Genomic DNA, 25,924 nt, shown 5'->3' on the forward strand with positions numbered 1-25,924 from the left:
AGGCTAGCCACCGGTGCGGACCGGCACCACCGCCGTCCTCGAAAGGCTGACAGATGACCACCAGCACGCTCTCGCTCCCCGGCGGCACGTGGGCCCTCGGCGACCTGACGGTCACCCGGTTCGGGTACGGGGCCATGCAGCTGGCCGGGCCCGGCGTCATGGGCCCGCCCCCCGACCCCGACGCCGCCCGCGCAGTCCTGCGGACCGCGGTCGACCTCGGGATCACGCACCTCGACACCAGCGACGCCTACGGGCCGCGCACCACCAACGAGCTGATCCGCCAGGTGCTGCACCCGTACCCCGACCACCTGGTGATCGCCACCAAGGTCGGCGCGACCCGCGACGCCCAGGGCGGGTGGCCCACCGCCCGGCGCCCGGCGGACCTGCGGCGCCAGGTCCACGAGAACCTCGAGAGCCTCGGCGTGGACCGGCTCGACCTCGTCGACCTGCGCATGGGTGACGCCCAGGGCCCCCGCGCAGGGTCGCTCGCCGAGGCCTTCGGGACGCTCGTCGAGCTGCAGCGTGAGGGCCTGGTCCGGCATCTCGGCCTCAGCAACGTCACCGCGGACCAGGTGACCGAGGCCCGGGGCATCGGCCGGGTCGTGTGCGTGCAGAACATGTACAACCTGGCCCACCGGCACGACGACGCCCTCGTCGACGCGCTCGCCGCCGACGGCATCGCCTACGTGCCGTTCTTCCCCCTCGGCGGCTTCACACCCCTGCAGGCCGACGCGCTCGCGGACGTCGCCGCCCGGCTCGGCGCCACGCGCACGGCCGTCGCCCTGGCATGGCTGCTGCGGCGGTCCCCGAACACCCTGCTGATCCCCGGCACGTCCTCGACCGCTCACCTGCGCGAGAACGTCGCCGGGGCCGGCCTCGTGCTGTCCGACGACGACGTGGCCGAGCTGGACGGCATCGCGGGCTGACCGACGCCCGAGGGCGTGGGGTGGCCGCGGCACCTCACGCCCTCGGGCGCCCTCAGGGCCTCAGGCCGGACCGCCCACCACCGACGTGCCGGACCGCGTGATCACGTACGTCACCTGCGCCCCGCTCCAGAAGTGGAACGTCAGCGTCACGCGGCCGTCGCGGACCTCCTGGAAGAACTCCGGCGTCAGCGTGATGGCGGTGCCGGACGCGTCGGGCCGGAAGCTGCTCCAGAACTCCTTGTACGTCGTCCACGACGCGGGCCCGGCCCCCGAGCCGTCGTCGTACCGCGCCTCCATGGTGGCCAGCGTGTCCCCGCGGAACTGCGTGGGGATCGCGAACGCGCTGGTGGTGCCCGTCGCGGCCGCCAGGACCGGTGTCCCGGAGGTGATGATGCTGATCCGCCACGGCACCCCCGTGGAGAACCGGGCCTCAAGGGTGGCGTTGACGCCGTACGCGCGGTCCCCGGCCAGGCGGGTCAGCGCGGCGGGCGTCAGCGTCAGCGTGGTGCCGGCGAGCGTGTAGTCGGTGCCACGGACCAGGTCCGTACCGCCGTGCCGCAGCCCCTGGAACGTGGTGCCGTTGAGGTTCAGCGTGAGCGAGCGGGCGGTGAGGGTGCCGCTGCGCGGCAGGTGCACCTGGTCCGACGACGCGGTCCCGGAGCGCTGCGTCCAGCTCGAGCGCATCATGGCGTGCACGCCCGGGTCACGCCACTGCAGGGTGGGTCGCTCGAGGAACTGGCCGGCGTCCCAGACCATCGTCGTCAGCCCCCGGGTGCGGGCGTGATACCCGACGGCCTCGAGGTACTTGAGGAACTCGCCGCGCTGGATGATGCCCGGCCGGGTGTGGTCCCAGGCGAGCAGCGCCCACTCCCCGATGACGACGGGGACGTCGCGCTCGACGAACGTGGCGGCCACCCGGTCGAACGAGGCGACGAGGTCCTCCTCGACGTTGCTGGAGTAGTGCGTGCCGCCCGCGATGTTTACGCTGAACGGCCACCACCCGTAGAAGTGCACGGTCGCCGCGAGGTTCGGGTCGTCGAGCTGGTCGATCGTGGCGGCCAGCGCGTCGAGGCGGGGCTGCTCGCTGCTGGTGTGCAGGGTCGGCAGGACCAGCAGCCGCGTCGCGTTGCCCCCGCCGGACGCGCGGACGCGCTCGACGAAGTCCACGTTGAGCTCGTGGGTGTACACGTCGCCCTGGGCGTCGGTGCTGCCGGCGAACTGGGGCTCGTTGACGCTCTCGAAGACGAGCCGGGACGAGCGGTCGCGGAACGTGGTGGCCAGCTGGTCCCACAGCGCCCGGTAGCGCGCCAGGACGCCGGCCCGGTCGGCCGGGTAGTCGTCGATCCACTCCCAGGAGTCGTGGTGCAGGTTGAGCATCACGTAGAGGTCCTCGTCCAGCGACCAGTCGACGACCTGCTCGACGCGCGCGAGCCACGCCGGGTCGATCGTGTAGTCCGGCGCGGGGCCGTGGTGCCCGTTCCACGTCACCGGGATCCGGATGCTGCGGTAGCCCTCCGACCGCACGTGGCGGATGAGCTCGCGGGTCGTCAGCGGGTTGCCCCACGCGGTCTCGTCCGGGATCGCGTCGAGCGTGTTGCCCAGGTTCCACCCCGGCTGCATCGCGGCGACGACGGCCATGGCGTCGTCGGGCTGCGGCGTGGGGGTGGGCGTGGGTGTGGGGGACGGGGTGGCGCTCGGCGTCGGCGTCGGTGAGGTGGTCGGTCGCGGCGAGGTCGTGGGCGTGGGCGCGGGCGACGCCGTGGCCGTCGGCGAGGTGGTGGGCGTCGGGGTCGGCGTGGACCCCACCTGGCCGGTGCACGCGACGCCGTTGAGCGTGAACGCGCTCGGCGCCGTGTTGCTGCCGGCCCAGGAGCCGTTGAACCCGAACGAGAACGTCCCGCCCGTGGCGACCCGGGCGTTGTAGCCCAGGTGCGACGCGACGACCTGGTCGCCCGTGGCGGTGGTCGTCGCGTTCCAGGCCTGCGTGACGCGCTGACCCGCCGGGAACGTCCACGCGACGCGCCAGCCGTCGAGCGGATCACCGAGGTTGGTGACCTTCACGTCGGCGGTGAAGCCGCTCGGCCACTGCCCGGGGACCGTGTAGTCGACGCGGCACCCGGCCGCGGCCTGGGCGCCGGGGGCCGTCATGCCGCTGCCGAGGAGCAGCACCGCCAGGGCGCCGACGAGCAGGGCGAAGCGCTTGCGCGCCCGGCCCGGTAGTCCCGCTGTGATCATGGGTCTCTCCTCGCCGCTCCCGCAGCCCGCACCCTGCGGACGGCGACCGGACCGCTGCGCGACGGCTCCGTCGCGCGCGCACGCGCCGACGCCAGGACGAGTGGAAGGGCGGCGCGCCTCCGACGACGCAACGTAGGAGCGCCCCGATCACCGAACCACCGGTGAAACATTTAGCGCTGGATCTGCTCCGACGGCGGCTGCTCACCGAGCGGCAGGGACCGCACGCAGCGGAACTCCCGGTGCCGCCCGTCGACGGGGTCGGTGAACGCGACCTCCGCGGCCAGCAGCTGCAGGGGGTGCCGGAAGTCGTCCACGGGCACGTCGCGCACCACCGGGTACAGCGGGTCCCCGACGATCGGGATGCCCAGGCCGTTCAGGTGCACGCGCAGCTGGTGCGTGCGGCCGGTCCGGGGCGTCAGCCGGTAGAGCCCCAGCCCGTCGACCTCGCGCTCCAGCTCCACCCGCGTCTCGGCGTTGACCGCGGCGCCCGGCACCACCTCGGCGCACAGGGTGCCGCGCTCCTTGCGGATGTGGTTGCGCACGACCGTCGGCAGCTCGAGGCCGTCGCGCACCGGCGCCAGCGCCCGGTACGTCTTGTCGACGGCGCGGCGCTCGAAGGCCGTCTGGTACGGGCCGCGCCACCGCTGCTCGGTCGCCAGCATGAGCAGCCCGGACGTGACCCGGTCGAGCCGGTGCAGCGGCGAGAGCTCCGGCAGGTCCAGCGCGGCGCGCAGCCGGACCACGACGCTCTGCATGACGTGGTTCCCCCGCGGGATCGTCGACAGGAACGGCGGCTTGTCGACGACGACGAGGCGCTCGTCGCGGTGCACGACGTGGATCTCGCCCGGGACCACCGGCTCGTCGCGCAGGTCGCGGTGGAACCAGACGTGCCGGGCGGGCGCGTACGCGTCGTCGTCCCGCAGCGCGCGCCCGTCCTCGTCGACGAAGCGCCCCTGCGCGAGCATCTGCGTCACGTCGACGTGCTCGGGGAGGCGGTGGCGCAGCCACGCGCCCATCGTCGCCCACGGGTCGGTGACCGTGCGGACGCGGTCCGGGGTGCGCAGCCGCGCAGCGGCCAGGCCGTGGCGTGCCGGCAGCGGCGAGCGGGGTGGCACCCGTCGATCGTACGAGGCGCGCGCTCACCCCTGGCGGGACGACCGCCGGGCGCGCACCATGGCCGCATGAGCACCGGACCGACCGACTGGGTGAGCGGGGAGCGCGTGTTCGGCCCTCCGGGCGGCACGCTCGACGTCGACTGGCTCGTGCCGGCCGTGCTCGACGAGGTGCCGTCGGCGACGCCGGACGACGCGCGCGCGGCCCTCGTCCGGGCCTGGGCGGCTGGGCGGGAGCCCGGCACCTCGCCCGCGTCGGCGTCCCCGGACGCGCTCGACCGGCGCGCCGCCGCGGTCGTGCGCGAGGCGGTCACCCAGTACCTCCGCTGACCGGCCCCGCGCCGTCGTGCGCCCGCCCGCCCGTCCACGCACGACGACGGCGCCGCACCCGTGGAGGTGCGGCGCCGTCGTCAGGTCGGCCGGCGCGGAGCCGGTCGGGAGGAGCTGGTCAGCTGCAGGTCAGCGAGCCGGCACCAGGTGCGTTGCCGTTGCCGATGAACCCGAAGGACGTCGACGCCCCGGACCCGAGCGAGCCGTTGTACGGCGCGTTCGACACGACGCTCCCGGAGATGACGCCGTTCCAGACGTTCGACGTCGAGACGCCGCCCGGCAGGGTGACGCGCCATCCGTTGAGCCCGGCCGAGCCGGCGGTGACCGTGACCGTGGCCTGGTAGCCACCGGGCCAGCTGTTCGCGATCGTCAGGGCCGCGGAGCAGCTGCCCGACGTGGGCGGCGGCGTGGTGGGCGGCGGGCTCGTCGGCGGGGGAGTCGTCGGCGGCGGGGTCGTCGGCGGCGGCGTGGTCGGCGGCGGCGTGGTGGGCGGCGGGCTGGACGGCGAGGCCGCGTTCAGCGTGTCGAGGACCGCGGTGTAGGCGGGCTTCTTGTTGCCGTTGCCGTCGAACAGCAGCGGGGTGCCGTAGGCGCGCCACGAGTCGGGGTCACGCACGCCCCAGACGGAGATGCCGGTGCAGCGCGGGACGTTGAGGCACGCCTGGATCACGCGCCGGTAGTTCTCGGCCTGCGCGGAGCCGGAGCCCTCGATGTCGAGCTCGGTGATCTGCACGTCCACGCCGAGCGCGGCGAAGCTCGAGAGCATCGTCTGGTAGTTGCTCGGCACGGGGCTCTGCGCGTTGAAGTGCGACTGGACGCCGACGCAGTCGATCGGCACGCCGCGGGCCTTGAAGTCGCGGACCATGTTGTAGACGGCCTGGGTCTTGGCGTGCGTCCAGTCGTCCGTGTTGTAGTCGTTGTAGCAGAGCTTGGCCTGCGGGTCGGCGGCGCGGGCGGCACGGAACGCCGCCTCGATCCAGTCGTTGCCCGTGCGCTGCAGGTTCGAGTCACGACGCGCCCCGGAGGACCCGTCGGCGAACGCCTCGTTCACCACGTCCCAGCTGTGGATCTTGCCGCGGTAGTACGTGGCGACCCGCGTGACGTGGTCCAGCATCGCCGTGCGGAGGGCCGAGCCCTCCATGCTCTGCATCCAGCCGGGCTGCTGGGAGTGCCACGCCAGCGCGTGCCCACGGACCTGCTTGCCGTTCTGGGTGGCCCAGTTGACGATCCGGTCGCCGGAGGCGAAGTTGAAGGTGCCGCGCTGCGGCTGCATCGCGTCCATCTTCATCTCGTTCTCGGCCGTGATCATGTTGAACTCACGGTTGGCGATGGTCGTGTACATCGAGTCGTTGAGCCTGCTGGCGGCGATCGCCGTGCCGAAGTAGCGGCCGCTCTGCGCGGCAGCCTCCTGCAGCGTCGAGCCGGCTGCCTGGGCGGAGCCGGCCGCAGCGGTGGTCGCTGCGAGGGCGAGGATCGCGACGGCTGCTGCGGCGCGGGCGCTGCGGGTGCGCCTGCTGCCGAGCGGGGGCCTGGGTGAGGTCATGGTTCCTCCTAGATCGAGCCGATCGCCGGGTCAGCTCTGAGCCGGTCGGCAAGGCCCCCACTGTCCATCTTCGAGGAAACCTTCGCAATCAACATAAACGCTACAGTTCCGACGGTTCGTCTGGACGTGCAGTGAACGCGCAGGTCAGAGGCGTGGCCCTGACGGGGTCGTAGCGGCGACGCTGGCGGCGTGGCGGCCGGAGCCCCGTCGTCGCGTCAGCGCGACTCGAAACTATCGCCCTGCTCCAGCGTCGCCACCACGTCGGCCGCGAGCAGCACCCGGGCGCAGCGCCCCGCGGCGTAGTGCACTGCGGCGTGGTGCTCGGCCTCGGAGAAGTCGGCGACGGCGTCGGCGACGAAGAACGTCTCGAGGTCGCGCATGAACGCGTCGGCGGCCGTGAGCAGGCAGCCGAGGTGCGCGTAGACGCCGGTGACGACGATCTGGTCCCGGCCGAGCTCCTGCAGCGTCTCGCGCAGGTCCGTGCGCTGGAACGCGCTGTACCGCCACTTGGTGATCCGCACGTCCCCGGGCCGCGGGGCCAGCCGGTCGACGACGTCGGTGTGCTCGGGGACGGCCCGCAGGCCGGGACCCCAGAAGTCCTTGAGCAGTCCCCGCGGGCCCGGGGCCTGGTCACCCGGCTGTGCGGAGTACACGACCGGCACGCCCCGACCGCGCGCCGCGTGCACGATGCGCTCGAGGTGGTCCAGCAGCACGGTCATCGGCTCGACGCCCGGCTCGAACGCGTCGAGGAAGTACCGCTGCGCGTCGTGCACGAGCACGACGCACCGGTCCGGGTCGAGCTCCCACGTGGCGCGGCCCGGCGGGACGCTCACGGGCATCGGGTAGGGGGCGATGCGGGGCAGGCTCACGAGCGGACCTCCAGGGCGTCGAGCACGGTGCGGAGCTTGGCGTCGGTCTCGGTGACCTCGGTCGCCGGGTCGGAGCCGGCGACGATGCCACCCCCGGCGTGCAGCGTGAGGCGGCGGGCGTCGGGGGCCAGGTGGGCACTGCGGATCGCGACGTACCAACGACCGTCGCCGGACGCGTCCTGCCAGCCCACGGCGCCCGCGTAGTAGCCGCGACCACGGCCCTCGACGGCGCGGGCCAGCGCGACGGCCGGACCGGTCGGGGTGCCGCCGACGGCCGGGGTGGGGTGCAGGGCCAGGGCCAGGCGCGTCGCGCCGGTGCCCGGGTCCCGCAGCCGGCCGGTCACCGGCGTGCCCAGGTGCCACACGCGCTCGGTGCGCACGACGGTCGGCTCCCCGACCTCGACGTGCGTGCACCACGGGCGCAGGGTCTGCACGACGTCGTCCACGACGTACGCGTGCTCGCGCAGGTCCTTGTCCGAGCGGGCCAGGCGCCGGGCGCGTGCCGCGTCCTCGGTCGGGTCGGTGCTGCGCGGCAGCGAGCCCGCCAGCGGGTGGGCCGTGACCTGCGGCCCGGTCCGTGCGACCAGCAGCTCGGGCGTCGCCCCCAGGAAGACCCCGCCGTCGTCGAGCGGGACGCAGAACACCGTGGCGGCCGGGTCGCGGCGGGCCAGCCGGTGCAGCAGCGCCCTTACCTCCGCGGGCCCGTCGGCCGCGAGGTCCAGCCGGCGCGCGAGCACCACCTTCTCGGCCGCACCGCCGGCCAGCGCGTCGAGCACGCGCGCCACCCGGCGGGCGTGCCGCAGACCGCCGACACCCGCGACCCGCCGCCACACCGGCGCGTGGCCGGGCACGTCGGGCAGCGCGCCGTCCCGGTCGGTCCAGCGCGGGCGGCCCACCAGGATCCGCGCGGGGGGAGCCTGCGCGTCGGACCCGACGCGCCCGTGGTCGAACGGGACGGCCCCGGCGGCGACGGCGGGCCCTCCGTGGTCCGCGAGCGCACGGTCCACGGCGTCGGCGAGCGCGTCCGGGCCGCCCGGGTCGGACACCGCGACGGCCGCGCGCGGGTCCAGCACGAGCGCGTCGTGCGGGCCGGCGAGGATCAGCGGGGGCGTCGTCGGCGCGGCGTGCGCGGCGCTCACGCGGACGCGCCCAGCGTCGCTCCGCCGTCGACGCGCAGGTCGTGCAGGGTGATGTGGCGCGCGTCGTCGGACAGCAGGAACGCGACCGCGTCCGCGACGTCGTCGGCCGTGGCGATCCGGCCCAGGGGGATGCCCAGGCGGAAGTCCGGTGCGGAGCCGGCGACCGTGCGCTCGTGGGCACGTCGCAGCGCGTCCTCGTCGAGGTCGGTCCCGAGGGTCGCGCGCAGCATCGCCGTGTCGGTCGAGCCGGGCGAGACGACGTTGCACCTGACCCCGTGCGGGGCGAGCTCGAGCGCCAGGCACCGTGCGAGCATCGTGGCGGCGGCCTTGGAGGCGGCGTACGCGCCGATCCCGCGCCGGGGGGTTGCGGCCGCGTTGGAGGAGACGACGACCACGGCCCCGGTGCCGCGTGCGGCCATGCGCGCACCGACGGCGCCCACCACGTGCAGGACGCCCCCGACGTTCACGTCGAGGAGTCGGGCCAGGTCGTGCCCGTCCGCCTGCAGCAGGTCGCCGACGTGGACGACCCCGGCGCAGTGCGCGAGCCTGACCACGGGCCCGTGCTCGTCCTCGACCGTGCGCACCGCGTCCTGGACCGCGCCTGCGTCGGTGACGTCCGCCGGGTGGGCGGACAGCGCGAGCCCGTCGCGCACACCCTCGGCGACGGCGGCGTGCAGCGCGCGGGCGTCGACGTCGAGGCAGGCGACGTGGTCCCCGCGGCCCGCGAGCAGCCGTGCGACGGCCAGTCCGATGCCGCGCGCCGCGCCGGTGACGAGCGCGACGGGCCGGGTGCCGTACCGCCGGGCCGTCATGCCTGCGCCCAGGCGCGCAGGCGCTGCTTGTCGACCTTGCCGACGCCCGTCAGCGGCAGGCCGGCCACGACGCGCACCTCGTCGGGCACCGCGATGGCCGTGACCCCGCGGCCCGTGAGGTCGCGGCGGAGGTCCTCGCGTGTGGGCCCCGGGCCGTCCACGACGAGGAACGCGACAGAGCGCTCGCCGAGGTGCGGGTCGGGGGCGCCCACGACCGCGGCGCCGCGCACGTCGGGGCGGGCGAGGAGGAGCTCCTCGACCTCGCCCGCGGCGATCTTCTCGCCCGCGCGGTTGACCTGGTCCTTGACGCGCCCGACGACGGTCAGGTCACCGTCGGGTGAGCGGGTCACGACGTCCCCGGTGCGGTAGAAGCCGTCGGCCGTGAAGCGCACGGTGTCGAGCTCGCGTGCGCCGTAGTACCCGGTGATCGTGTACGGGCCGCGGGTCAGGAGCTCGCCCGGGGTGCCGTCCGGCACGGGCCGGTCCTGCTCGTCGACGACCAGCACCTCGTCCCCGGGCGAGACGGGACGTCCCTGCGTGGTGCACACGACGTCCGGAGACCCGGCCGGGTCCGTGTAGCAGTTGAGGCCCTCGGCCATGCCGAACACCTGCTGCAGGGTGCAGCCCAGCTCCGGGCCCACCCGCCGGGCGGTGGCGTCGTCCAGCCGCGCCCCGCCGACCTGCAGGATCCGCAGGGACCCCAGGTCGGCCGGCGTGCGGCGCGCCTCGTCGAGCCAGGCGGGGACCAGGGCCGGGACCAGCGAGGTGAGCGTGACGCGCTCGCGCTCGACCAGGGCGAACGCGGTCGTCGGGCTCGGGTCGGGGGACAGCACGACGGTGCCGCCGCTCGAGAGCACACCGACGATCCCGGGCGAGACCATCGTGAAGTTGTGCGCGGCGGGCAGCACCGCGAGGTACACCGCGTCCGGGCCGACGCCGCACGCGCGGGCGGATGCGAGCGCGTTGTACCCGTAGTCGGCGTGCGTGCGCGGGATGAGCTTGGGCGTGCCCGTTGTGCCGCCCGACAGGGTGAGCAGGGCCAGGTCCTCGGCGTCGGCGTCGTCGCGGCCCGACCCCGTCGGGGGCGTCGCGCGGGGGGTGGACCGGACGTCCAGGTCCTGCGGGCGCAGGACCGCCCGGACGTGCGGCAGGGCGCGCAGCGACACGGCGAGATCACGCAGGTCACGGCGCCCCTGACGCTCGACGACGACCGCGGCCGACACCTCGGCGGCGACGGCGACGGCCCGGACGTCGGCGTCGCCGAGCGTGGGCAGGACGAGGACGGGCACCGCCCCGGCCCGCACGGCGGCGTAGAACGCGACGACGTGCTCGGCGCGGTTGCCGACGCACAGGAGCACCCGGTCACCGGGCTGCACGCCGTGCGTGCGGAGCACGTCCGCGCACCGCTCGGCGTGAAGGTCCAGGTCGGCGTAGGTGAGCCGGACGTCCCCGGCGACCAGGGCCAGGTGCTCCGGGCGCGACCGGACCTGTGCGCGCAGGAGCTCGGAGAGCGTGCGGCGCTCGCGCCAGCCGCGCTTGACGAGGTGCTCGGCATGGGTGCGCGGCACGGGGAGCCAGGTGGGCCCGTGGGTCAGCCCCTGGGCGTCGCGGGTCGGACGAGGAGGGGAGGACATGGATGCTAATGATACTCATATGCATTACGGTTTCACCCGTCCGCATGACTCCGACGTCCCCGCACGAGAGCGAGCAGCCCCCTTGTCGCAGACCTCCGTCGAGCCGCGCACCTCCGTCCGTGACCAGGTGGCGGCGGTGCTGGGCACGGACACGTTCGGCGACGAGGACGACCTCTTCGACCACGGGATCGACTCCCTGGGCCTGATCCGCCTGGTCGGGCGGTGGCGCGACGAGGGCCACGAGGTGACGTTCGAGGACCTGGCGGCCGATGCGACCGTCACGGCCTGGGGCCGGCTGCTCGCGGCGGGGCCGAGCACCGTGCGCCCCGTTCCGGCCGACCCGGCCGACCCCGCCGACCCCGTCGCCCGGGACACGGCGCCGCCCACGTCCGAGCCGTTCGACCTCGCGACCATGCAGCACGCGTACTGGGTGGGCCGCGGCGACGAGCAGCCGCTCGGCGGGGTCGCCGCGCACTTCTACACCGAGTTCGACGGCCACGGGCTCGACCCCGACCGCCTCGCCCGCGCTCTCGACGTCGTCGTCGCCGCGCACCCCATGCTGCGGGTGCGCATCGACGACGACGGCCGCCAGCGCTACGGCAGCACCGGCTCACCGCTGCGCGTGCAGGACCTGCGCCACCTCGGGCCTGCTGCCGCCGCCGAGGCCCTGACTGCCCTGCGCGACGAGGGCACGCACCGCCGCATGGACGTGCGCGCCGGGCACGTGCTCGACGTGGCGCTGACGCTGCTGGCCGACGGGCGCACCCGCCTGCACGTCGACCTCGACATGGTCGCCGCCGACGCGCTGAGCCTGCGGGTCCTGCTCGACGACCTGGGCGCCGCCTACCGCGGCCGGCCGCGGTCCGCGCCGCGCTACGACTACGCGACGGCGCTGCGCGACCGCGCCCTGGCCCGTGCGGCCGAGACGGACCGCGCCCGGCGGTGGTGGCAGGACCGTCTGCCCGCGCTGCCCCCGGCACCGGCGCTGCCCACGGTGCAGGACGCCACCGCCCCGACGCCCCCCGGCAGCCCGTTCACCCGCTCCACCCGTCTGCACCACCGCCTGTCGCCGGAGCGGGCCCGCGTCCTGACCGAGCGGTCGCGCGCGGCGGGTGTCACCCCCGCGGCGGCGCTCGCCACGGCCTTCGCCCTGACCCTCGCGGCCTGGAGCGCGGAGCCGCGGTTCAGCCTCAACCTCCCGCTCTTCGACCGCCCGCCGCTGCACCCGGACGTCGACCGCGTCGTCGGGGACTTCAGCAGCTCGGTGCTGCTCGCGGTCGACACCGGGCAGGACCGCACGTTCACCGCGCACGCCCGTGCGCTGCAGGGCGAGCTGCACGCCGCCGTCGACCACGGCGCGTGGGGCGGCGTGGAGGTCCTGCGGGACCTGGCCCGGCTGCACGGACGCCCCACGGTGCCGTCCCCGGTGGTCTACACCAGCGCGATCGGGCTCGGCCCGCTGTTCAGCGAGGACGTGCAGGACACGTTCGGGCCGGCGGTCCACATCATCTCCCAGGGCCCCCAGGTGTGGCTCGACGCCCAGGTCACCGAGCTCGACGGCGGTCTGCTGCTCAACTGGGACCTGCGCGAGCACCTGTTCGTCCCCGGGACCGCGCAGGCCGCCTTCGCCGCCTACCGGGACCTGGTCGACCTGCTGGTGGACGACCCGGCGACCTGGGACCGGCACGTCGTCGCGCCGGTGCCGGCGGCCACGGACGGCACGCGCGACCGACCGGCCGTGGACCTGCCCGCGCCCGCCGCCCGCACCCTGCACGCCGCCTTCCTGGAGCACGCCCAGGCCGCTCCGGACGCGGTCGCGCTCGTGGACGTCGACGGCACGCCGGTCACCTACGGGCAGCTGGCGCAGGACGCGCTGCGGGTGGCCGGGGCCGTGGCGCGCGCCGTGCCCGCCGGCAGCACGGTGGCGCTCACGCTCCCGCGCGGGGCCCGCCAGGTCGCCGCGCTGCTCGGCGTGCTGGCCGCCGGCTGCGCGTACCTGCCCGCCGGCGACCACCAGCCGCCCGCGCGCCGCCGGGCGATCCTGCAGGTCGCGCGGCCGGCGCTGCTCCTGGTCGACCCCGCCGACGGCGACGACAGCGGCGACGCCCCGCACGGCACGCCCGTGCTCCGGATCTCCGACGCTCTTGCCGGCGCCCCCGGCACCACCCGCCCGTGCGCGCCCGACGACGTGGCGTACGTACTGTTCACGTCCGGCTCCACGGGCGTGCCCAAGGGCGTCGAGGTGCCCCACGGCGGGGCGGCGCACACCGTCGACGTGCTCGCCGCGGTCCTCGGCACCGGACCGCAGGACCGCACGCTCGCGCTGGCCGAGACCGACTTCGACATGTCCGTCGTCGACCTGCTGCTCCCGCTGTCCACGGGCGGGGCCGCGGTGCTCGTGGCCTCCGCCGACCGCCGGGACGCCACCACCTGGGCGCGGGCCGCCGCCGAGCACGGGGTGACGGTCGTCAACTGCGTCCCCACGCTGCTCGACATGCTGCTGACCGTCGTGGAGTCCGGCGACGCGCCCGCGCCGCCGCTGCGGGCCGTGCTGCTGGGCGGCGACCGGGTCGGCACCGACCTGCCCGCGCGGCTGCGCGCCGTCGCCCCGGGCGCGCGCTTCCTGGCGCTGGGCGGCATGACCGAGGCCGCGATCCACTCCACGCTGCTCGAGGTCGACCGGGTCGACCCCGCGTGGACGTGCGTGCCGTGGGGGCGCCCGCTGCCCGGTGTGCGCTGCCGCGTGGTCGACGTGCACGGGCACGACCGCCCGGACGGGGTGCCGGGGGAGCTGTGGGTCGGCGGCGCGGGCCTGGCCCGCGGCTACCGCGGCGCACCGGAGGTCACCGCGGACCGGTTCGTCGAGGTCGACGGGCGGCGCTGGTACCGCGCGGGCGACCTCGCGCGGTACGCGCCCGACGGCACCCTGGAGTTCCTGGGGCGCACCGACCACCAGGTCAAGGTCAACGGCGTGCGCGTCGAGACCGGCGAGGTCGAGGCGGCGCTGCGCAGCCACCCCGACGTCGACGGCGCCGTCGTCGTCGTCCTCGACGCCCCCGCACCCACGCTGGCGGCCGTCGTCACCCCGGCCGCCGGACGCGCGCCGGACGCACGGTCCGTCCGGGACCACACCGCGACGCTGCTGCCGCCCACGATGGTCCCGGCCGTGGTCGAGGTCCTCGAGCGGATGCCCCTGACGCCCAACGCCAAGCCCGACCGGGCCGCGGTCGTGGTGCACCTGCGCACGAGGTCCGCCGGGCAGGGCGCGGCCGGCGAGTCGCCGCGGGGTGCCGCGGAGCACGAGCTCGCCACCGTGTGGTGCGAGCTGCTCGACGTGCCGCGGGTCTCCCGCACTGACGCGTTCTTCGCGCTCGGCGGCGACTCGCTGCTGGCGACCCGGCTCGTCGCGACGCTGCGGGCCCGCGGTCACGGCGACGTGACGGTCGCCGACGTGTTCGTCCGCCCGGTGCTGGCCGACCTGGCCACGCGGCTGGCGGGTGGTGCGCCGGACGCACCGGCACCCGAGCCGGCACCCGTGCTCACGCACGACGCCGCGCACCGGCACGACCCCTTCGACGCGACCGGCGTGCAGCAGGCGTACCTCACCGGGCGCGACCCGGAGTTCACGCTCGGCGGCGTCGGCACCTACCACTACACCGAGCTCGACGGCGTCGACGTCGACCTGGACCGCGTGCGCCGCGCGCTCGACCGGCTCGTGGCGCGGCACGACATGCTGCGGGCCGTCTTCGACGCCGACGGCCGCCAGCGCGTGCTGCCGGACGTCCCCCCGCTGGGCCTGCCGGTCGTCGAGGCCGACCCGGCCGACCCGCGCCCGGCGCTCGCCGCCCTGCACGACGCGATGTCCCACCAGGTGCTCGACCCGACGCGCTGGCCCCTGCTCGACGTGCGCGCGGTGCGCTGGACCGTCGACGGGCGCACGCACGTGCGCCTGGGCGTCGGCCTGGACTACCTCGTCCTCGACGCGCTGAGCATCATGACGTTCTACCGCGAGCTCGACGCGCTGTACCGCGACCCCGACGCGACGCTGCCCGCCGTCGACGTCACGTTCCGCGACTACCTCATCCAGCGGCAGACCGACCCGGAGCGCGAGCGGCGGGCCCTGGAGCACTGGTCGTCGCGCGTGCGGGACCTGCCGCCCGCGCCGACGCTGCCGCTGGCCGTCGACCCCGGGCAGGTGCGCCGGCCGCGGTTCACGCGCCGGACCGACCACCTCGACGCGGCCACCTGGTCCGCGCTGACCGCCGCCGCCCGCGCGGCGGGCCTCACACCGTCGACGCTGCTGCTCGCGTGCTACGGCGAGGTGCTCGCCACCTGGAGCGGCCGCGACGGCGTGGCGGTGACCCTCACGCTGTTCAACCGCGAGGACGTGCACCCGCACGTGCACCGGGTCCTCGGCGACTTCACGACCCTCTCGCTGGCCGGGTACGAGCGCGCACCGGGGACGGGTCCCGCGGACGCCGCCCGCGCGCTGCACCGGCGCCTGGGGGAGGACCTCGACCACCGGGACGTCTCCGCCGAGCGCGTGCTGCGGGAGATCTCGCGCCGCGACGGGACCGCGCACGCCGGCGTCCCGGTCGTGTTCACCAGCTCGCTGGGCCTCGGTGACGGGAACGGGCTGGACCTGCCCGGCGGGTTCGTGACGCGGGTCCGCGGCCTGTCGCAGTCCCCCCAGGTGCACCTGGACAACCAGGTGCTGGAGAGCGCCGGCGGGCTCGAGGTGTCCTGGGACGCTGTCGAGGAGCTGTTCGCGCCCGGCGTCCTCGACGCGATGTTCGCGGCCTACACCGCGCTCCTGCGCGGGCTGGCGGACGCGGGCGCGGACGCGTGGCCCCGGCTGGTGGGCGAGCTGCTGCCGCCCGACCAGCGCAGCGTGCGGACCAGGGTCAACGCCACGGACGCCCCCGCCCCGCGCGGCACGCTGCACGCCGCGTTCTTCGAGCGCGTGTCGCAGCGCCCCGACGCGCCCGCCCTCGTCGCCGCGACCGGCACGCTCTCGCACGCCGAGGTCGCCGACCGGGCGCTGCGCGTCGCCGCCGGTCTGCGCGCCCGCGGGGTCGCGCCCGGGGACGCGGTGGCGGTGCACCTGCCCAAGGGCGCGGACCAGGTGTGCGCCACGCTCGGCGTGCTCGCCGCCGGGGCCGTGCACGTGCCCGTCGGGGTCAGTCAGCCGCCCGCGCGGCGCGCCCGCGTGCACGCCGCCGCCCGGACCGTGCTCGTCGTGGGCGACGACCCCGGTGCGGCCCGGTCCTGCACCGTGGCCGAGCTGCTGGCCCACGAGCCGCTGCCGGCGCCGGTCCCCGTCGCGGCGGGCAGCACCGCGTACGTGATCTTCACGTCCGGGTCGTCGGGGGAGCCCAAGGGCGTGGAGGTCACCCACGCCGCCGCGCTCAACACCGTCGCGGACGTCGTCGCGCGCTACGGCATCGGGCCGCAGGACCGCGTCCTGGCGCTGTCCGCGCTGGCCTTCGACCTGTCGGTGCTCGACGTCCTCGGGGTGCTGGGCGCCGGGGGTGCGCTCGTCCTGCCCACGGAGGACGAGCGCACCGACGCGCACCGCTGGCTGGCGCTGTGCCGCACGCACGGGGTCACGCTGTGGAACACGGTGCCGGCGCTGCTGGACATGCTGCTCCTGGCCGCCGACGGCACGCCCCTGCCCCTGCGGCTGGCCCTGGTCTCGGGCGACTGGGTCGGCACCGACCTCGCCGACCGCCTGGCCGTGGCGACCGACGGACGCGCCCGGCTCGTCGCGCTCGGCGGGGCGACCGAGGCGTCGGTGTGGTCCAACGCGCACGACGGTGGCCGCGCCCCCGCCGGGTGGACGTCGGTGCCCTACGGGCTGCCGCTGACCAACCAGCGGTTCCGGGTCGTCGACGCGCACGGGCGCGACTGCCCGGACTGGGTGCCCGGCGAGCTGTGGATCGGCGGCGCCGGGGTCGCGGTCGGCTACCGCGGCGACCCGGCCCGGACCGCGGAGAAGTTCGTCACCACCGACGACGGGCGTTGGTACCGCACCGGGGACCTGGGTCGGTACCGGCCCGACGGGCTCCTGGAGTTCCTGGGCCGCGCCGACCGGCAGGTCAAGATCGGCGGGCACCGGCTCGAGCTCGGGGAGGTCGAGGCGGCGCTCGTCGAGCACCCCGCCGTGCGGCGGGCCGCGGTCGTCGCGGTCGGCGAGCGGGCGGACCGTCGGCTCGTCGGGTTCGTCGTGCCCGCCGACGCTCCCGACGCCGCCGGGCCGGGCGACGCCCTGCCCGACGTGCTCACCGCCCACCTGCGCGCGCACGTGCCGGCCCACGCCGTGCCGGGCACGCTGCACGTCCTGCCGGCGATGCCGCTCACGGCCAACGGCAAGGTCGACACCGCCGCCCTGACCGCCCGGGCCGTCGAGCACGCGGCCGCCCCGGCGGCGTCGGTCGAGCCGGCCGACGACGTCGAGCGCTCGCTGGCCCGCACGTGGGCCGACCTGCTGGGAGCACCCGTCACCGACCGGACCGCGAACTTCTTCGCGCTCGGCGGCACCAGCCTGCTCGCCCTGCGGATGCTCACGCAGGTCCGCACCGCGCTCGCTCCCGACGTGTCGACCCGCGACTTCCTCACCGATCCCACGCTCGCCGCGCTGGCCGACCAGGTGCGCGCGGCGAGCAGCGAGGACGTCGTCACCGGCGTCCTGTGACGCCCGACGCCCGACGACGACCCCGCACCACCACTCCGCAGCACCACTCCGCAGCACCCGCCAGGCCCGCCCGACCCGAGGAGCCCGATCGTGCAGCACACACCCCCCAGCACCCTGGCCGGCACCGCCGGCGTCGACGTCGAGGAGCTCCTGGCCCGGCTCACGCAGGACGGCGTCCACCTGTGGACCCAGGACGGGCAGCTGCACTTCCGTGCGCCCCAGGGCACGCTCACCGAGGAGCGGCGCGAGGTGCTGCGCACGCACCGCGCGACGGTCGTCTCCCTGCTCGAGCAGCGGCGCACCCCGACCCTGACCCCCTCGCCCGCCACCCGGTACGACCCGTTCCCCCTCACCGAGGTCCAGGTCGCCTACCTCGTCGGGCGCGGGGCCGCCTACGACTACGGCGGTGTGGCCTGCCACGCGTACGTCGAGCTCGAGCTGGGGGAGCTCGACCCCGACCGGCTGCGCCGTGCGTGGGGCGCGCTGGTCGACCGCCACGACATGCTGCGCGCCGTGGTGCGCACCGAGGGCCACCAGGAGGTGCACCCGCGCGCGCCCGGGGAGTCGTTCACCGTCACCGACGTCGGGGACGCCGACCCCCACCCGCACGCCGAGCGCACCCGCGAGCGCCTGCGCGACCTGGTGCCCGACCCGCAGACGTGGCCGCTGGTCCGCCTGCACGCCACGCGCGGCGCCGGGACGACGATCCTGCACCTGTCGGTCGACCTGCTGGTCGCCGACCACGCGTCCGTGCGCCTGCTGCTGCGCGAGCTGCGGGACCTGTACGACCAGCCCGACCGCGACCTGGGCGCACCGGCCGTGACGTTCCGGGACTACGTGCTCGCGCGGCGCGCGCTGCGCGAGGGCGCCGGCTACCACCGCGACCGCGCCTACTGGGCCGAGCGGCTGGAGGACCTGCCGCCGGCACCGGAGCTGCCGCTCGCCGAGCACGCCGCGGACTCCTCGGGGCGGTTCACCCGCCTGGCCGGGCGGCTGTCCGCGCCCGAGTGGCAGGGCCTGCGCGAGCGGGCGGCCGCGCACGGGCTGACGCCGTCGGCGGTCACGCTGGCCGCGTACGCCGAGGTCGTGGCCCTGTGGTCGCGTCGCGCGGACCTCACGCTCAACCTGCCCGTGCCGCAGCGGCTGCCGCTGCACCCGGACGTCGACGCGCTCGTGGGCGACTTCACCACCCTGACGCTGCTCGCGGTCCGCGCCGAGGACGGCGCGACGTTCGTCGAGCGGGCGCGCACCCGGCAGGGGCGCCTGGTCGAGGACCTCGACCACGGGCTGTTCTCCGGCAGCGAGGTGCTGGCCGAGCTGTCCCGGCGGCGGGGCGAGTCGGGCGTCGTCATGCCCGTGGTGTTCACCGGCGCCCTGGGCGCGGACGACGAGGACGCCCCGGCGGACTCCTGGACGTCGCGCGAGGTGCACGGCCTGTCGCAGACCCCGCAGGTGTGGCTCGACTGCCAGGTGTCGCGCGACGCCGACGGGCTCGCGCTGCGCTGGGACGTGCGCGAGGGCGTGCTGGTCGACGGGGTCGCGCGCGACGCGTTCGCCGCGTACCACGACCTGCTGCGGCGCCTGGCGACCGCGGACGACGCGTGGGTCGACGCCGACCCCGTGACGCTGCCCGCGCACCAGCGCGCGACGCGCGAGCGCGTCAACGCGACGGCCGCGCCCCTGCCCGACGCGCTGCTGCACGAGGGCCCCCTGGCGGCGATGCTCGCGACCCCCGACGCGGTCGCCGTCGTGCACCCGGAGGGTGAGCTGACGCACCGCGACCTGTGGGCCCGGGTCGACGGCGTCGCCGGTGCCCTGCGGGCCGCGGGCGTGGAGCCGGGGGACCGGGTCGCCGTGGTCATGGACAAGGGCGTCGAGCAGGTCGTCGCCGTGCACGCGACGTCGGTCGTGGGCGCCGTCTACGTGCCGGTCGACACGACCCAGCCGGCCGCGCGGCGTGCGGCGATCGTCACCGACGCGGGTGTGCGCGTCGTGCTCACGCAGTCGTGGCTGCTCGACCAGCACGTCGACGTCCCGGCCGTGGTCGCGGTGGACGAGGTGCCGCCCGGCACCGCCCCCGGCGAGGACCTGGGCCGCGTGGTCGGACCCGACGAGCCGGCTTACGTCATCTACACCTCGGGCTCGACCGGCACGCCCAAGGGCGTGGTCGTCACGCACCGGGCCGCGCTCAACACGGTCGACGACGTCGACCGCCTGCTGGACGTCGGCCCGCACGACCGCGTGCTCGCGCTCGCGGCGCTGGGGTTCGACCTGTCCGTCTGGGACCTGTTCGCCGTCACGTCCCGCGGGGGCGCCCTCGTGCTGCCCGACGCGGCACGGCGCGGCGACCCGTCGCACTGGGCCGAGCTGGTCGCCGAGCACGCCGTGACGCTGTGGAACTCGGTGCCGGCGCAGATGTCGATGCTCGTCGACTACCTCGGGACCACCCCCGGCAGCGTCCCGACGACCCTGCGCGCCGTGCTGCTCTCGGGCGACTGGATCCCCGTGACGCTGCCGGGACGTATCCGCGACCTGCTGCCCGGCGCGCAGGTGCACAGCCTCGGCGGGGCGACCGAGGGCGCTATCTGGTCCATCCACCACGCCGTCGGGGAGCCCGACGCCACCTGGCCGAGCGTGCCGTACGGCACGCCGCTGGCGAACCAGACGTTCCACGTGCTCGACCCTGCGGGGCGCGACCGCCCCGACTGGGTGGCCGGCGAGCTGGTCATCGGCGGGGCCGGTGTCGCGCTCGGCTACCTCGGCGACGCCGAGCGCACGGCCGCCCGCTTCGTGGTGCACCCGCGCACCGGCCAGCGGCTGTACCGCACCGGTGACCTGGGGCGGTACCGGCCCGACGGGCTGATCGAGTTCCTCGGCCGGGAGGACGACCAGGTCAAGATCCGCGGCCACCGCGTCGAGCTCGCCGAGATCGAGGCGGCGCTGCTGGCCCACCCTGGTGTCGCGGCGGCCACCGTCCTGGCCCCGGGCGGACGGGAGGACCGGCGCCTGGTGGGCGTCGTGGAGACCGCCGCCGTCTCCGCGGCGCCGTCCGGTGCCACGCCGCAGGGCGTCCCGGCCGACGTCCGGGACGCGGTGCGGGCCGCGGCGGACGCGACGGTCGCCGACCTCGACCGGGACGACCTCGACGCGTTCCTCACGCGCATGCGCACCACCGCCCTGGAGGCGATGACGCTCACGCTGACGGGTGCGGGCCTGTTCGACGGCCGCACGCACACCGAGCAGGAGGTGCTGCAGGCGCTGCGGGCCGACCGGCGCCACCACCGGCTCGTCGGCCGCTGGCTGCACGCCCTGCACGCCGCCGGGCGGCTGCAGCGCACGGGCGACCTGCTGCACGACCTGGTGTCCGTGACGCCGCAGGAGCACGAGCGCGGCTGGCAGGACCTGCGCGACCTGGAGGCCCGCACCACGTACGGCACCCAGGTGCTCGAGTACATGCGCACGTGCACCGCGCGCCTGCCCGAGCTGCTGCGGGCCGAGCTCGACGTGCGGTCCCTGCTGTTCCCCGGGGCGTCCACCGAGACCGCGGGCGGGGCGTACCGCGACAACCTGGCGGTGCGGCACCTCAACGCGGCGGCCGCGAGCGCGCTCGCCGCGCTGGCGGCGCAGCGCTCACCGGACCGCCCGCTGCGGGTGCTCGAGGTCGGGGCGGGCGTCGGCGGGACCAGCGACGCGGCCGTGCAGGCGATCGCGGGTCTGCCCGCGCAGTACCTGTTCACGGACCTGTCGCCGTTCTTCCTCACCGAGGCCCGCGAGCGCTTCGCGGAGTTCCCGTTCGTGACCTTCGGGCTGTACGACATCGAGCGGCCCGCGCACGAGCAGGGGCACGCGCCCAACTCGTTCGACGTGGTCGTCGCGGCGAACGTCCTGCACGACGCCGTGGACGTCGACGCGGCCCTCGCCCGGCTGCGGGAGGTGCTCGTCCCGGGTGGCCACCTCGTGGTCCTCGAGACGACCCTGGAGCACGACCCGGCGCTGCTGGTCTCCATGGAGCTCATGGAGGGACTGGACGGCGGGCACCACGACGCCCGCACGGCGCAGGACCAGACGTTCCTCACCCGCGCGCAGTGGCACGACGCGCTGGGCGGCGTCGGCGCGGTCGACCCGCTGGTCCTCCCCGAGGAGGGGGACCGGCTCACCGGCACCGGGCAGTCGCTGCTGGTGGCGCGGCTGAAGACCGACCGGGTGCCCGTCGACGCGGACGACCTGGTGCGGCACTGCGCCGCGCGGCTGCCCGAGTACATGGTGCCCGGCCAGTGGCAGGTGCTGGACCGCCTGCCGCTGACGTCGAACGGCAAGGTCGACCGCCGCGGCCTGCTGGAGCGGCTGCCCTCGGGTGCGGCCGCGGTCGTCGAGTCGGTCAGCGCCGCGCCGGCCGACGACCTCGAGCGCTCCCTGGCGGCCCTGTGGGCCGAGCTGCTGGAGCGGGCGCACGTGGGCCGTGACGACGACTTCTTCGACCTCGGGGGTGACTCGCTGCTCGTCGCGCGCATGGTCGGGCGGCTCGGCGAGGTGCTGCCCGGCACCGGGGAGGACATCGAGTGGGAGGTCGTGCTGCGGCGCATGCTGCGCACCCCCACGGTCGCGGGGCTGGCGGAGTACCTGCGTGACCTGTCGGGTCAGGTCGAGGCCGCGGCCGACCGGTCGCGGGACCCGTACGTGCCGCTCAACGGCCCGGGCGGGGGCGTCGTGACGGCCCTCGTGCACGCCGGCACGGGGACGCTGGTGCCCTACCGGGCGCTCATCACCGAGATCCGCCGGCGCTCGGCCGGGCAGGGCACGCTCGTCGGGCTCGAGCTGCCCGACGTCGCGGCGTTCCTCGACGCCGACCCCGCGACGGTCATCACGCGGTGGGCGGCGGACTACGCGCACGCGCTGCTCGAGCGCGGCGGGGACCGGTTCCACGTCGTGGGCTACTGCCTGGGCGGGCTGATCGCCACCGAGGTCGCCCGGACGTTGACGGAGGCGGGGGCGCACGTCGCGTCGCTCACCGCGATCAGCACGCACCGCCCGCCGTTCCGCCTGGACGACGAGCTGATCTCGGAGTACGCGTTCGCCGTGATGATGGGCATCGACCCGGTCGCGGTCGGCTTCCCGGCGGACGAGAACCGCGTCTCGGCGGCGTCCGACCAGCTGCTGGAGGCCACCCCCGGGCTCCTGCCCGACGGGGCGATCGGCCGCCTGGAGGGTGAGTACGCCGACGTGGCGGCGAGCTTCCGCGCGCTGGCGGAGGTGCCGCGGGCGGAGCGGGTGGCGCGCATGTGCGCCGCGGTGCCGCCCTCGGGCGGCAGCTACACGCCGGAGGCGCTCGAGGAGGTGTTCCGCATCTTCCGCCAGAGCGTGTTCTCGATCTCCCGGTACGAGCCGGAGCCGTACGCCGGGGACATCACGTTCCTGCGGCACGGCGGTGCGTACCCGTTCCCGGGCAACAAGGAGTCCGTCACCACCTACTGGGAGCGGCTGGTGCTCGGGGACCTGCGCATCGTGGACGTGCCGGGCGACCACTTCGGCATGCTGTCGGTGCCGTACGCGCCGGGGATCCTCACGCACCTGGACGCGATCACCGGCGGGGACGTGGTCGCGTGACACCGCTGCCGCTCGTCGGCGTCGTGGGCGCGTCCGGGGCCGTCGGCTCGGCCGCGGCGCGCGCGCTGCACGCGTCGGGCGAGGTGCGGCTGCGCCTCGGCGGCCGGCGGCCCGAGCCCCTGGACGACCTCGCGCGCGAGCTCGGTGGCGACGCGCAGGTCGCGACGGCGGACGTCCGCGACGCGGCCTCGCTGGCGGTGTTCAGCGCGGGCTGCGACGTCGTCCTCGGGTGCGCCGGCCCGTCGTACGCGCTCGGCGACCGGGTCGCCCGCGCCGCGCTCGCCGCCGGGGCGGACCACGTGGACGTCACGGGGGACGAGGCCGTGCGCACGGCGCTGGCCGGTGACCCGCTGCCGGCGAGGCGCCGGGTCGTGGTCTCGGCGGGTCTGCTGCCCGGGCTGTCGGCGCTGCTGCCGCGCTGGCTCGCGGCCCGGCACGGGCTGCACGCGCTGCGCGCGTACGCGGGCGGTCTGGAGCGGTGCACACCGGCCGCCGCGGGCGACCTGCTGCTGTCCCTGCCGGGCGCCGGGGACGCCGCGGCGGTGTTCGGCACCCCCGGCGCGGCGTGGCGCGCCGGGCGGGTGGAGCCGCGCGCGCTCCGGTCCCGGGACGGGCACGTGGCACCGCACTTCGACGAGCCGGGGTTCGTCCAGCCGTTCCTCACCCGGGAGGCGCAGCGCCTCGCACCGGACCTGGGCGTGACGGACCTCGAGTGGTACGCGGTCCACGTGGGCCGGCGCGTGCGCGAGGTGCTCACCGCCGCGGCGGGTGCGCCGGTCGCCGACCTGGAGACGACGGCGCACACCCTGCGGCGGGCGGCCGACCTCGACCTGGCCGGACGCTCGCCGTGGTACCTGCTGGTGCTCGAGGCCACCGACGCCGACGGCGGGCGGCGCACCCTCGTGCTGCGCACCCCGGACAGCTACCGGCTCACCGGGCACGTGGCCGCGTGGACGACCCGCGAGGTGCTCGGGGGTCGTGTGCCGACCGGTGTGCACCACGCCGCGGACGTGCTCGACCCGGCGCGGGCCGTCGACGCGCTGCTGTCCGACGGCGACGCGGCGACCCTGCGCGAGGTCGTCGGGACCGGGGGACCGGTGCGGCACGAGGTCGAGACGGGCGTGCTGTGACCCGACCCCTGCGGACCGTGGTGTGCGGCACCGGGTTCGGACGCTTCCACCTCGAGGGGGTGCGCCTGGTGCCCGACGACCTCGAGCTGGTGGGCGTGCTCGCGCGGGGCAGCGCGTTCTCCCGCGCCTACGCCCAGGAGCAGGGGGTGCCGTTCTACGCGCGCGTCGAGGACCTGCCGGACGACGTGGAGGTCGCGTGCGTGGCCGTCGGCTCGGCCGTGCAGGGCGGACCGGGCACGCAGCTCGCGCACGCGCTCATGGCGCGGGGGGTCCACGTGCTGCAGGAGCACCCCGTCCACCACGACGAGCTGGCCGACCTGCTGCGCGCCGCGCGCCGGCACGGCGTGGTCTACCACCTCGACCCGTTCTACCGGTACGTCGAGCCCGTCGCGCGGTTCCTGGACGGCGCGCGTGAGCTGCGGCGTCGCGGCGCGGTCGTGCACGTGGACGCGACGAGCGCGATCCAGGTGCTGCACCCGCTGCTGGACGTCCTCGCGCTCGCGCTGGGCGGTGTGCGGCCCGCGGCGTTCGGTGACCCGGCGCCGGTGGACGACCGCGTCGCCGCGGTGTCCGCGACGTCGCAGCCGTACCGCGTGCTGCAGGGGGCGGTCGCCGGGGTGCCCGTGACCCTGCGCGTGCAGAACCAGCTGCACCCCTCCGACGGGGACAACCACGCGCTCGTGTGGCACCGGCTGGCCCTCAGCGGCGAGGGCGGCACGCTCACGCTGACCGACACGCACGGCCCGGTGCTGTGGCAGCCGCGCCTGCACGCACCGCGCGACGAGCACGGGCGCCTGCTGTCCACCGGACCGGGGACCGAGCACCTGGCGCAGCCGCCCGTGTCCGTCGTCCCGGGCACCGAGCCCCCGCCGTGGCGCGAGGTCTTCGCCGCCACGTGGCCGCAGACCGTCGCGACCGCCCTGCGCGCCCTGGTCGCCGACGTCCGTGCCGGGGCGGACCCGATGCCCCGCGGTCAGCGCGACCTGTCCGTGTGCCGGCTCTGGCTGGACGTGGTCGCCCGGCTGGGCCGCCCCGAGCTCGTCCGCCCCGACGCCCCCACCCCGTGGCGGCTGGACCAGATCCTGCCCGCCCCCGAGGACGGAGCCCGATGACCCCCCACTCACCCGACCCGTGGCTGCGCCGGCCCCGCCCCCGGCCCGGTGCCGGTGTGCGCCTGGTCTGCCTGCCGCACGCCGGCGGCTCCGCCGGCGCCTACCGCCCGTGGGCGCCGCTGCTGCCCGCGGGCGTCGACCTGGTGTGCGTGCAGCCGCCCGGCCGCGAGGACCGGTTCACCGAGCCACCCGTCGACGACATGGCCACCCTCGTCGACCGGGTCGCCGACGCGCTGCTCCCGCTGCTGGACCGCCCGTACGTGCTGTTCGGGCACTCGATGGGCTCGGCCGTCGCCGTCGAGCTCGCGCGGCGGCTGCGCGCGCTGGGCGCCGACGAGCCTGCCCGGCTGGTGGCCTCCGGCCGCCGCGCGCCGGCCGACGCGGTGCCCGGATCCGTGCACCGCAGCAGCGACGACGCGATCGTCGCCGAGCTCGTCCGCCTCGGCGGGACGTCGCCCGAGGTGCTCGCCGAACCCGGCCTGCGGGAGGCCGTGCTGCGCAACGTGCGCGCCGACTACCGCCTCGTCGAGACGTACCGCCCGTTCCCCGGCGCGCCGCTGACCTGCCCGGTGACGGTCTTCCTCGGGGACGCGGACCCCGAGGTCGACGCCGCGGGTGCCGAGGGCTGGGCGCGCACCACCACCGGGCGCCTCGACGTGCAGGTGTTCCCGGGCGACCACTTCTACCTCGACCACGTGCGACGCGACGTCGTCCACGCGCTGCTGCGACGCCTCGACCCCGTGCTGGTCGCCGACGCCTCGCCGTGGCCCAGCACGCCCTGACC

Annotated in this window: 14 protein-coding genes; 7 read left to right on the forward strand and 7 right to left on the reverse strand. The window is 76.1% G+C overall.

The window, feature by feature from the left end; all coding sequences use genetic code 11:
- Positions 1-53: 53 nt before the first annotated feature.
- On the forward strand, positions 54-926 hold the full coding sequence (locus tag Cph01nite_RS11810) for an oxidoreductase (protein ID WP_203674402.1): 873 nt from the start codon (positions 54-56) through the stop codon (positions 924-926).
- 60 nt (positions 927-986) lie between these two features.
- Here Cph01nite_RS11810 and Cph01nite_RS11815 read toward each other — a convergent pair whose 3' ends face one another.
- Positions 987-3,161: a cellulase family glycosylhydrolase gene (locus Cph01nite_RS11815; protein ID WP_203674404.1), complete on the reverse strand. Its 2,175-nt coding sequence runs from the start codon at positions 3,159-3,161 to the stop codon at positions 987-989.
- A gap of 170 nt (positions 3,162-3,331) precedes the next feature.
- On the reverse strand, positions 3,332-4,276 hold the full coding sequence (locus tag Cph01nite_RS11820) for a pseudouridine synthase (protein ID WP_203674406.1): 945 nt from the start codon (positions 4,274-4,276) through the stop codon (positions 3,332-3,334).
- 66 nt (positions 4,277-4,342) lie between these two features.
- Between Cph01nite_RS11820 and Cph01nite_RS11825 the strand changes: the two genes are divergently transcribed.
- On the forward strand, positions 4,343-4,603 hold the full coding sequence (locus Cph01nite_RS11825) for a hypothetical protein (protein WP_203674408.1): 261 nt from the start codon (positions 4,343-4,345) through the stop codon (positions 4,601-4,603).
- Between the two features lie 118 nt (positions 4,604-4,721).
- Here Cph01nite_RS11825 and Cph01nite_RS11830 read toward each other — a convergent pair whose 3' ends face one another.
- From Cph01nite_RS11830 to Cph01nite_RS11850, 5 genes are all read right to left on the reverse strand, one after another.
- Entirely contained in the window at positions 4,722-6,146 is a 1,425-nt protein-coding gene (locus Cph01nite_RS11830; protein WP_203674410.1) for a glycoside hydrolase family 10 protein, read from the reverse strand.
- A gap of 215 nt (positions 6,147-6,361) precedes the next feature.
- Positions 6,362-7,015, reverse strand: coding sequence for an isochorismatase family protein (locus Cph01nite_RS11835; RefSeq protein ID WP_239069217.1), 654 nt, complete (start codon positions 7,013-7,015; stop codon positions 6,362-6,364).
- The gene (locus tag Cph01nite_RS11840; protein ID WP_203674412.1) at positions 7,012-8,154 is read right to left on the reverse strand and encodes an isochorismate synthase; all 1,143 of its coding nucleotides are present in this window, start codon (positions 8,152-8,154) and stop codon (positions 7,012-7,014) included. The genes Cph01nite_RS11835 and Cph01nite_RS11840 overlap by 4 nt, the downstream gene beginning before the upstream one ends.
- Positions 8,151-8,966, reverse strand: coding sequence for an SDR family oxidoreductase (locus Cph01nite_RS11845; protein ID WP_203674414.1), 816 nt, complete (start codon positions 8,964-8,966; stop codon positions 8,151-8,153). The genes Cph01nite_RS11840 and Cph01nite_RS11845 overlap by 4 nt, the downstream gene beginning before the upstream one ends.
- Entirely contained in the window at positions 8,963-10,600 is a 1,638-nt protein-coding gene (locus Cph01nite_RS11850) for a (2,3-dihydroxybenzoyl)adenylate synthase (protein ID WP_203674416.1), read from the reverse strand. The genes Cph01nite_RS11845 and Cph01nite_RS11850 overlap by 4 nt, the downstream gene beginning before the upstream one ends.
- An 82-nt stretch (positions 10,601-10,682) precedes the next feature.
- Here Cph01nite_RS11850 and Cph01nite_RS11855 point away from each other — a divergent pair, with 82 nt between their 5' ends.
- The 5 genes from Cph01nite_RS11855 (at position 10,683) to Cph01nite_RS11875 (ending at position 25,922) form a co-directional block, all read left to right on the forward strand.
- Positions 10,683-17,294, forward strand: coding sequence for a non-ribosomal peptide synthetase (locus Cph01nite_RS11855; protein WP_203674418.1), 6,612 nt, complete (start codon positions 10,683-10,685; stop codon positions 17,292-17,294).
- A 90-nt stretch (positions 17,295-17,384) separates the two neighbouring features.
- A complete protein-coding gene (locus Cph01nite_RS11860) occupies positions 17,385-22,898 on the forward strand; it encodes a non-ribosomal peptide synthetase (RefSeq protein WP_239069218.1) in 5,514 nt (1,837 codons plus the stop codon).
- A complete protein-coding gene (locus tag Cph01nite_RS11865; protein WP_203674420.1) occupies positions 22,895-24,028 on the forward strand; it encodes a saccharopine dehydrogenase NADP-binding domain-containing protein in 1,134 nt (377 codons plus the stop codon). Before Cph01nite_RS11860 ends, Cph01nite_RS11865 begins: the two co-directional genes overlap by 4 nt.
- Entirely contained in the window at positions 24,025-25,140 is a 1,116-nt protein-coding gene (locus Cph01nite_RS11870) for a Gfo/Idh/MocA family oxidoreductase (protein ID WP_203674422.1), read from the forward strand. Before Cph01nite_RS11865 ends, Cph01nite_RS11870 begins: the two co-directional genes overlap by 4 nt.
- Positions 25,137-25,922: a thioesterase II family protein gene (locus Cph01nite_RS11875; RefSeq protein ID WP_203674424.1), complete on the forward strand. Its 786-nt coding sequence runs from the start codon at positions 25,137-25,139 to the stop codon at positions 25,920-25,922. The genes Cph01nite_RS11870 and Cph01nite_RS11875 overlap by 4 nt, the downstream gene beginning before the upstream one ends.
- Positions 25,923-25,924: the final 2 nt, after the last annotated feature.

The sequence above is a fragment of the Cellulomonas phragmiteti genome, from assembly GCF_016862775.1.
GTDB lineage: Bacteria > Actinomycetota > Actinomycetes > Actinomycetales > Cellulomonadaceae > Cellulomonas > Cellulomonas phragmiteti.